General features: G+C 60.0%; 6 protein-coding genes and 4 pseudogenes. 5 read left to right on the top strand and 5 right to left on the bottom strand.

Going from position 1 to position 7823, the window contains the following annotated elements; translation table 11 throughout:
- Window positions 1-141: 141 nt before the first annotated feature.
- Window positions 142-663 (bottom strand): annotated as a pseudogene (locus tag OCK01_RS26260) (IS630 family transposase); the annotation flags it as partial.
- A 65-nt stretch (window positions 664-728) separates the two neighbouring features.
- Here OCK01_RS26260 and tnpA point away from each other — a divergent pair.
- Genes tnpA through OCK01_RS26240 form a run of 4 tightly spaced genes read left to right on the top strand, consistent with a single transcriptional unit; the run spans window position 729 to window position 3694 of the window.
- Window positions 729-1136 (top strand): IS66-like element accessory protein TnpA, encoded by a 408-nt coding sequence (gene tnpA / locus OCK01_RS26620; protein ID WP_412179073.1) that lies wholly within the window; start codon window positions 729-731, stop codon window positions 1134-1136.
- The gene (gene tnpB, locus OCK01_RS26250; protein ID WP_263826543.1) at window positions 1133-1483 is read left to right on the top strand and encodes an IS66 family insertion sequence element accessory protein TnpB; all 351 of its coding nucleotides are present in this window, start codon (window positions 1133-1135) and stop codon (window positions 1481-1483) included. Before tnpA ends, tnpB begins: the two co-directional genes overlap by 4 nt.
- A 58-nt stretch (window positions 1484-1541) precedes the next feature.
- Window positions 1542-3179 (top strand): IS66 family transposase, encoded by a 1638-nt coding sequence (gene tnpC / locus OCK01_RS26245; protein WP_263826542.1) that lies wholly within the window; start codon window positions 1542-1544, stop codon window positions 3177-3179.
- Complete coding sequence (locus tag OCK01_RS26240) at window positions 3179-3694, top strand: hypothetical protein (protein WP_263826541.1); 516 nt, start codon at window positions 3179-3181, stop codon at window positions 3692-3694. Before tnpC ends, OCK01_RS26240 begins: the two co-directional genes overlap by 1 nt.
- Before the next feature lie 273 nt (window positions 3695-3967).
- Here OCK01_RS26240 and OCK01_RS26235 read toward each other — a convergent pair whose 3' ends face one another.
- Together OCK01_RS26235 and OCK01_RS26230 are read right to left on the bottom strand one after the other, a co-directional pair.
- Entirely contained in the window at window positions 3968-5032 is a 1065-nt protein-coding gene (locus OCK01_RS26235; RefSeq protein ID WP_263826540.1) for a glycosyltransferase family 61 protein, read from the bottom strand.
- A gap of 97 nt (window positions 5033-5129) precedes the next feature.
- Window positions 5130-5324, bottom strand: a pseudogene (locus OCK01_RS26230) (ACT domain-containing protein); the annotation flags it as partial.
- A gap of 793 nt (window positions 5325-6117) precedes the next feature.
- On the opposite strand from OCK01_RS26230, the pseudogene OCK01_RS26225 reads away from it, so the two are divergent.
- Window positions 6118-6204, top strand: a pseudogene (locus OCK01_RS26225) (transposase); the annotation flags it as partial.
- 707 nt (window positions 6205-6911) lie between these two features.
- Here OCK01_RS26225 and OCK01_RS26220 read toward each other — a convergent pair.
- Together OCK01_RS26220 and OCK01_RS26615 are read right to left on the bottom strand one after the other, a co-directional pair.
- On the bottom strand, window positions 6912-7664 hold the full coding sequence (locus tag OCK01_RS26220; RefSeq protein ID WP_263826539.1) for an IS6 family transposase: 753 nt from the start codon (window positions 7662-7664) through the stop codon (window positions 6912-6914).
- A gap of 47 nt (window positions 7665-7711) precedes the next feature.
- A pseudogene (locus tag OCK01_RS26615) lies at window positions 7712-7823 on the bottom strand (IS5/IS1182 family transposase); the annotation flags it as partial.

Genomic DNA, 7823 nt, shown 5'->3' with positions numbered 1-7823 from the left:
CCCACATCCGCCTGATCACCAGACGGCTTGCAAGGTATGGATATCGTTGAAGGCTTTTCGAGTCAGACTCTAAGATACGATTGACCCTACGACCGCCGTCCCTGGTGGGCTGGGAAACTGTGTAATACTCTCCCTCACTGTTCAAAACCCATTCGCCCATTTTCTGCGTCCTATGGACATGATGCGCCAGAGTTGGCTTTCGAGCTTTCGCCAGGCATCGCAACAATGATCGATGATGTCGTCATAGGATTTGAAGATGCGGTTTGAGAGCCAGTTGTCGCGCATAAAATGCCAGAGATTCTTGACAGCGTTGAGTTCCGGCGACTTGGGCGGCAATGGCAGGATGGTGATGTTTTCAGGCACGATGAGCTTGCTGGACATATGCCAGCCTGCCTGGTCCATGACGAGGATGGCATGCGCATCCTGGTCTACATTGCGGGCGATTTCGGCGAGGTGTTGGACAATCGCATGGGTGTCGCACAAGGGCATGACCAACGCCGCCGCCTTGCCGTGCTTTAGGCAGATTGCGCCGAAGATGTAGGCCGATCTCGTGCGTTGATCGTGAGGCGCCCACGGCCGCGTTCCGCGCCTGGCCCAGCGGCGCGTGATCTTGTTTTTCTGCCCGATACGCGCCTCGTCTTGAAACCAGATCTCTATTCGCTTTCACCGTCTGCCTCCGGCGAAGGCCGTCTGCCGTCATCTGCAGATTGGCTTTAAATGCATGCCTTATGTCATGCGCTACAATCATTTCGCCCATTGATGTCTTGTCCGCCGATGACTTTGGTCGCCGTCGAGATTGGTCGGACGAAGAGAAGGTCCGGATTGTCGAGGAGAGCCTTCAGGGGTTTCGACAGGGCTCGGCGACGGCGCGACGGTATGGATTGTCGCGATCATTGTTGACGAGCTGGCGTCGTCAATATCGGAGCGGGCTCCTGAGCGTTTCCGCGTCAACAAACTTCGTGCCGCTTTCGATTTCGCCGCCGCCGCCGGCATCGTCCGAGATCGCCGCTCCGCTCCGGCCTGAAGACGATAAGATGATCGAGATCGGCCTGCCGAACGGCCGAAGGCTCACGATCCCGTCCTCGCTTGATCCGACCGTCCTTGCCCGGCTGTTGCCGGTTCTGGATGCGTCATGATCGCCTTTTCAGCCGGGGTGAAGGTGTGGATTGCAGGCGGCGTGACGGACATGCGCTGTGGCATGAACAGCCTGGCGTTGAAGGTGCAACAAGGTCTTGGTCGCGATCCTCATGGCGGCGAGGTCTTCTGCTTCCGGGGGCGCAAAGGTGACCTGATCAAAGTCCTGTGGCATGACGGCGTCGGCATGTCGCTTTATCTGAAGCGGCTGGAAGCCGGAAAGTTCATCTGGCCGGTCAGCCAGAATGGCTCCGCCGTGCCTGTATCGGCGGCTCAACTCGGCTATCTCCTGGAAGGGATCGACTGGCGCAATCCACGCTGGACGCAACGGCCTGCGGCGGCAGGATAGTCGCCATCATTCCACTGTTTTTGTTTGTCTTTCTGTGGTTCCATGGTAGCTTTCGGCCATGGATGACGCTGCTTCGGAGATATCCGGACTGCGTGCCGCGCTAGCGGCATCGGAAGCGCGCGCTGCCTCTGCCGAGGCCGATCTTGCGCAGTTGCGCGCCGTCGTGACGACGTCCGAGGCGATGATCCGGCGCCTCAAGCTCCAGATCGCCAAGCTGCGCCGCGAGCAGTATGGCCAGAGTTCCGAACGCCGCGCCCGGCTGATCGACCAGATGGAACTGCAGCTCGAAGAACTTGAGGCCGACGCCACCGAGGATGAGATCGCGGCTGAACGCGTGGCGGAGAGGATCACAAGTGTCTCCGCCTTCGAACGCCGTCGGCCCGCCCGCAAGCCGTTTCCCGAGCGCCTGCCGCGCGAGCGCTTGGTCATCGAAGCTCCCACGCAATGCGCCTGCTGTGGCTCGGCCCGTATCGTGAAGATGGGCGAAGACATCACTGAGACGTTGGATGTGATTCCGCGCCAGTGGAAGGTGATCCAGACGGTGCGCGAGAAGTTCACCTGTCGGGACTGCGAGAAGATCAGCCAGCCACCGGCACCTTTCCATGCGACACCGCGCGGATGGGCGGGACCGAACCTGCTGGCGACGATCCTGTTCGAGAAGTTCGGCCAGCATCAGCCCTTGAACCGCCAGGCCGAGCGCTATGCCAGGGAAGGCGTCGATCTCAGCCTCTCCACGCTGGCCGATCAGGTCGGGGCCTGCGCTACGGCGCTTCAGCCGATCCATGACCTGATCCGCGCCCATGTCCTGGCAGCCGTTCGGCTGCATGGCGACGACACCATCGTGCCGCTTCTGGCCAGGGGTGCAACGAAGCAGGCAAGGTTATGGACCTACGTCCGCGATGACCGTCCCTTCGCAGGCGGCGCGCCGCCTGCGGCGCTCTTCCACTTCTCTGCGGATCGCGAGAAGACCCATCCCAACACCCATCTGGCGGGGTGGCATGGCATCCTCCAAGCCGATGCATACGGCGGCTATAACGATCTCTATCGTGCCGATCGCAGCCCCGCGCCGGTCAAGAGCGCGCTCTGCTGGAGCCATGCGCGGCGCAAGTTCTTCGAACTGGCTGACATCGCCGGCAACGTGCGCAAGGGCAAACCTGCCCACGAGATATCGCCTGTCGCGCTTGAGGCCGTCGCCCGCATCGACGCGATCTTCGAGATTGAGCGCGGCATAAACGCGAAGTCCGCCGAGGAACGGTTAACTGCCCGGCAGCAGCATGCTCGTCCGCTCGTCGAAGAACTGCACGACTGGCTCACGGCCCAGCGTTCCCAGATGTCGAAGCACAATCCCGTCGCCAAGGCGATTAACTACATGTTCGAGAAGGACGGACGCTGGGAAGCCTTCACGCGGTTCCTCGACGATGGCAGGCTTTGCATCTCGAACAATGCGGCCGAGCGCGCCCTGCGCGGTATCGCTCTGGGAAGAAAAGCTTGGCTGTTCGCCGGCTCCCAGCGCGGCGGCGAGCGTGCCGCTTTCATGTATTCCCTGATCGTCACCGCGAAGATGAACGACATTGATCCGCAGGCCTGGCTGGCGGACGTGCTCGCCCGCATGCCCGGCATTCCCGTGTCGCGGCTGCCGGAACTGTTGCCGTGGAACTGGGCCGCCGTCGGCAACGCCCAGCAGAGAGCAGCCTGATGGCGCGCCCGACGCATGTCTACACGATCGACTATGTCGCCACGCTGATCGGCGAGAACATCGAACTCATCCAGCAAGTCGCCAGCAACTCAGACAACATCGATTACGGCGAGATGATCCATGTCCACGACGGCAGCGAAGAGGGCATCACCACCTTCACGGACCGGGGATCGAAAGCTTGCAGGCATTCCTCGCCGATATCCGAACCTGGGACGGAGGTGTCCAGCAGTTCCTTGTGGACGAGCAATGTGATCCAAAAAGGATCGAGCGCATCATGGCAGACGAGCCGAAATCATAAACCCCGCGGCCTACGCCGGATGGATACCTTTCACCGTGCTGCTCCAGCGGTGATCTCCGCTATTGCGGTGGGGGAGTTTTTTTTAATTTCTGCATGGCTTGAGGGTCGTGAGCGTGATTCTTGGGCCGGACTGCCAGCTTGCGGTAGCCCATGGCCCGTACTTCGCGGCTCGCCGGAGACCGTCTCTATCAAAATCGCCACGAAGAGAAATCCCTGACCGCATCCCACGCCTCCGGTTTGCTCCAGAGATTCAGATTCATCGCACTTTGGGAAGGCAAAAGAGTCGAGTTCAGAAAGAGGGCGTATTATACCGAGGACCCTCGATAGTGGTCCGCGCGCCTGGTCCGAAAGAGCGTCGCGCTTGGTGCGTCCGACGCCGCTCCCCGTCGCGGGCTCAGGTTGCGCGTCCCCTGTCGACGGCGCCGACACCATCGCGAAGATCGCGTTACGGGCGGATCGAAACGATTGCCCACCGACAGACCGCATGATCTCACGGCGGCGGCGGGCATCCCTGCCGCATGATCGCCTCGACAGCGTCCCGGACATGCCGGGGATCGAATTCGAGCGCCTGAACGCCGCTGGCCTGGGTCGACCAATCGCGAAACGCGCCGTCCTTTGGCTTGACGAAGCCGATCCGGTGATCGAAAGCCGAGGCGATCTGCTCCTGATAGCGATTGATGCGGTTGAGGCAGAGAATGCACGCGCCGGGCTGGCAGAAGACGGCGTTGTGCATAGCCGAACTATATTCGCCCACCACCAGCCGCGCCTGATGAAACAGCCGGACTTGCTGAGCGAAGCTGTACTCCTGCGGGTGAATGATTGCAAAGCCCATCTCGGCGAGGGCTATCTCGATCTCCTCCTCATTGGCGATCTTGTGCCATCCCGACGTCGTCTTGCGGCGCGAGATATAGAGCCAGTCGCCCTGGCGGCCGACGCCAGTTTGCAGCAACAGCCCCGCCCTGAGAAGTTCGAACGCCGTGCGCATTTCTGGCCGCAGCCAGCCGCCGATCGCCAGATTCGTCAGCGCGAGACATTCCGGCGCGCGCACAACCGAGGTCTTGTGATCATATTCGAACAGCGGCCGGCGCGACACCTCGCCGAGGATAGTCTTCATCCAGCCCGGACCGTTCGCCGCCACCAGAAGCGGGATGGCGGGATCGGCGATCCGGTCGAGCAGGATCAGTTTCGGCAACATTTCAAGCAGGAAATGCCCGAAAATCCAGTTCGGATGCAGTGCGACGATGGCGGGGCGATCGAGCTCCACAACCGCCGAGGCGTCGTTCAACATGCCGCCGAACCACACGGAAGATTGGCCGTTTTCGAGCGATCTGCGCGCCAGCGGCTCGATGTAATCGGGGAAGATGTCAGGGGCGACATGATAGGCGCCATCGCGGCGGAACAGACCGAGGCCGCCATAGTCGCATCCGGTCATACTCACCAGGCGCACCGGCGGAAAGCGCACGCGCTGCGCAGCCGCGACGCCATCCGGCCGGAGACCGGCCGGCTCGAGGAAGTCGATGGACACGGCCAGTTCGCGTTGCGGGAAAATCTCCATAGGGCTCCATCTCGCATGGGATGTATCGCGACGCGCGATGATAGAGAAAGATCATGCAATCGCCAGCGAATTTTACACGGACGCCGGCGGTCCTCTTTCAGCCAACCAGCCGGTGCCCCGCGCCCAAAAGCAGCGCCCTCGCCGTGGCGAGATCGGCGCGCTTGACCAGCAGATGGTCGCCGTCGGAGATGGAGACGAGGAATATTCCCAGGCCGGGATTCGAGAGCGGGGCGATGACCGAGAGGACGATTCCCGTCTCATCAAAAGCGAAGGGGCTTTGCAGCTTTAGACAGGCGCTGCAGCATAAGGTTGTCAGCGACCGAGATGATACCCGCCTATACTTCAGGGCCAACCCAGCCGGCCGCCACCGCCGCGTCTACTTTAGCGATCGCGCTCGCCTCAATCTGCTCCTCACATTCCAGAAACCGGTCGGGGTGATCCTCCGGCAGGCGCGGCGAGCTCATGAGCGGTGGGTTGGTTGTCATTGACCAAATGCTGCTTGAGAGTAACGGAAAGAGGGCCAAGACTTATGCAGTCTTGGCCCCCAGTGCCATCGGTGCGATGCAAACGGCGCGTCGAGGACACAACTTTATCAAGCCATAAAAATTTCTTCCTGCCTATGTGAAGAAGCCGGTGATGCTCAATTTATTCGTCGTCACAGTAAATTCCAGAAATGCCAAGGTTAATTGCAGTCTGTCTGGGCGCATTGAACCCCACCGGCTTTACCCCTCAAGAGCTGTTCGTGTAATGTCGACACGGCCACCATGGCGGATCCGGCCGTCTTCCCAGAAAACCACCTCGCCAAACGTTCGGTGGATATCAATTCCGATAACCCGTCGCATAAGCATCTCCTGTCGTTTGAACAAGGGAGCTGCGGGCGACACGACAACTACGGATTCGCGCTCTCGGCGCAACCGGGCGAGCCGCAGAGGCGGCCAGCTACTAACACGAGCTCACAGCTCATCAAATGTATCGGCCTGCCCGCACCTTCGCGCTCCCGGTGCCTCTGTCCCGGATGCTCGCAGCATACGCCGCAGTTCTCGAAACTGCAGCAGGACGTCAGCACCAAAGGTCTTATACCGGTTACCAATCCCATCGAGCGTCTAAACGGCGAGATCAAGCGGCGCACAGAGGTCGTCGGCATCTTTCCAAATGATGACGCCATCATTCGGCCCAACGCCTGAATGCACCGTGGTTGTCAAAAGCTACACCACGCCATGGGACAAGATCAGATCGGGTGAGAGACCCAGCTAGCGGGGATGCGCTTTCGTCACTTGGAAGATCCGGTGTCCACATGGTGAACCGATCGGACAACCCGCGGTCACAGCCGTTTTCACGCCAGGCAACAAAGTCGTTAACCCGGCTAGCGAAGCTTAACACCGCTTAACTGGCTTAGCAGGCAAGGCCGCAGCATCGTCGTCCCAATCGAAGCGATGAGGACATGACGATGCAGAAGATGGTTTCGTTCATCCCGGTCCATGTGGCCGCCGACGGTTCCAAGACGTGGGGCCTTGGACCGGAAGAAAATGCACTTGAAATCTGGCGGTCTGGCGATCTCCTCGCCATCAAGGACGCTGCGGCCGAGCGTGTTGCGACGAGCACCGTTTCAGGCCTTGCGGACTGGCAGTTGAAGAAGATCGCCCGCTATGTCGATCAGAACATCGACAAGTGCCTGCGTGTCAGCGATATGGGCATGCAGGTCCGGCTCAGCACCAGCCGCTTCTCCAAGGGCTTCAAGGTGTCGGTCGGCCTTTCTCCATACGACTATGTGCTGCACCGGCGCATCGCATTGGCCAAACAACTGATCGGCTCTACGCTCGAGCCGGGCTTGTCGCAAACATTTCAGAAGGCTGAGACTACCCTGCACTCGGTAGCATTTTCACGCTTTGTTAACCTTTTGAAGTCCGAAGAGGCGCGCGAGCAGGTCATTCTGGCCGTTGACGGTCCAGGCGCCGGAAAATCCAAAGCCTTTGCGCAGCCACAACATTGCTTCGAACCCGGCGATCGTCCTGCGCGCCGTTTTGAATGATTGGAAGCCGCCGATCTTGGGCATGTTCTTCTTCACCCGGAAGTGGTCGCTCTCGATGCCTTGTTGGAGATGCTTGGTGACACAATGCACCGGATTGGGATGCAGAAGCCCATCATGGACGGCCGTCTTGATCGCAGAAGGAAATGTACTGGCGCCATCGGTACCGATCTTCCCAGGCGAGAGGAGCGGCTCCTCCTTGAGCATCTTGCGGAAAAAGCGCTTGGCAGCATCGAGATCGCGCTTTGCGGTGAGCAAAAAGTCGATTGGATTTCCGTGCTTGTCGATGGCGCGGTACAGGTAGCGCCACTTGCCCCGGATCTTGACGTAGGTCTCGTCAATCCTGATTGAGCCACAATGCGGTCGGCGAAACTGGCGTAGCCGCTTTTCGATGACAGGCGCATAGGCCAGGACCCACCTATTGATGGTGCTGTGGTCGACCTCGAACCCGCGCTCGCGGAACATTTCCTCGAGATCTCTATAGCTGAGCGGGTAACGCAGATACCAGGTCACCGCCTGCACGATCAGCCACGCCTCAAAATGCCGCCCCTTAAAATCATCCTTCGACTGGCGCTTCAACTTCTCGGCAATGGCATTTAGAATCATGGCTACGCTCCGCTACATCGAGAGCGACATTTCCACCGTTGTGGTCAACAGCACGTTAACCACCAAAATTTGCGACAGGCCCCTTCGAAGCCTTTCGCCTTGTCCGAGCGCTTGATGATCTCAATCGTCCAGCGCCCGATCTTCTTCAGCCGCCGCGTC

It is taken from the genome of Rhizobium sp. TRM95796 (genome assembly GCF_025779995.1).
Lineage (GTDB): Bacteria > Pseudomonadota > Alphaproteobacteria > Rhizobiales > Rhizobiaceae > Rhizobium_E.
Note: the sequence above shows the minus strand (reverse complement) of the source record. Positions and strands in the feature narration are given on the sequence as shown.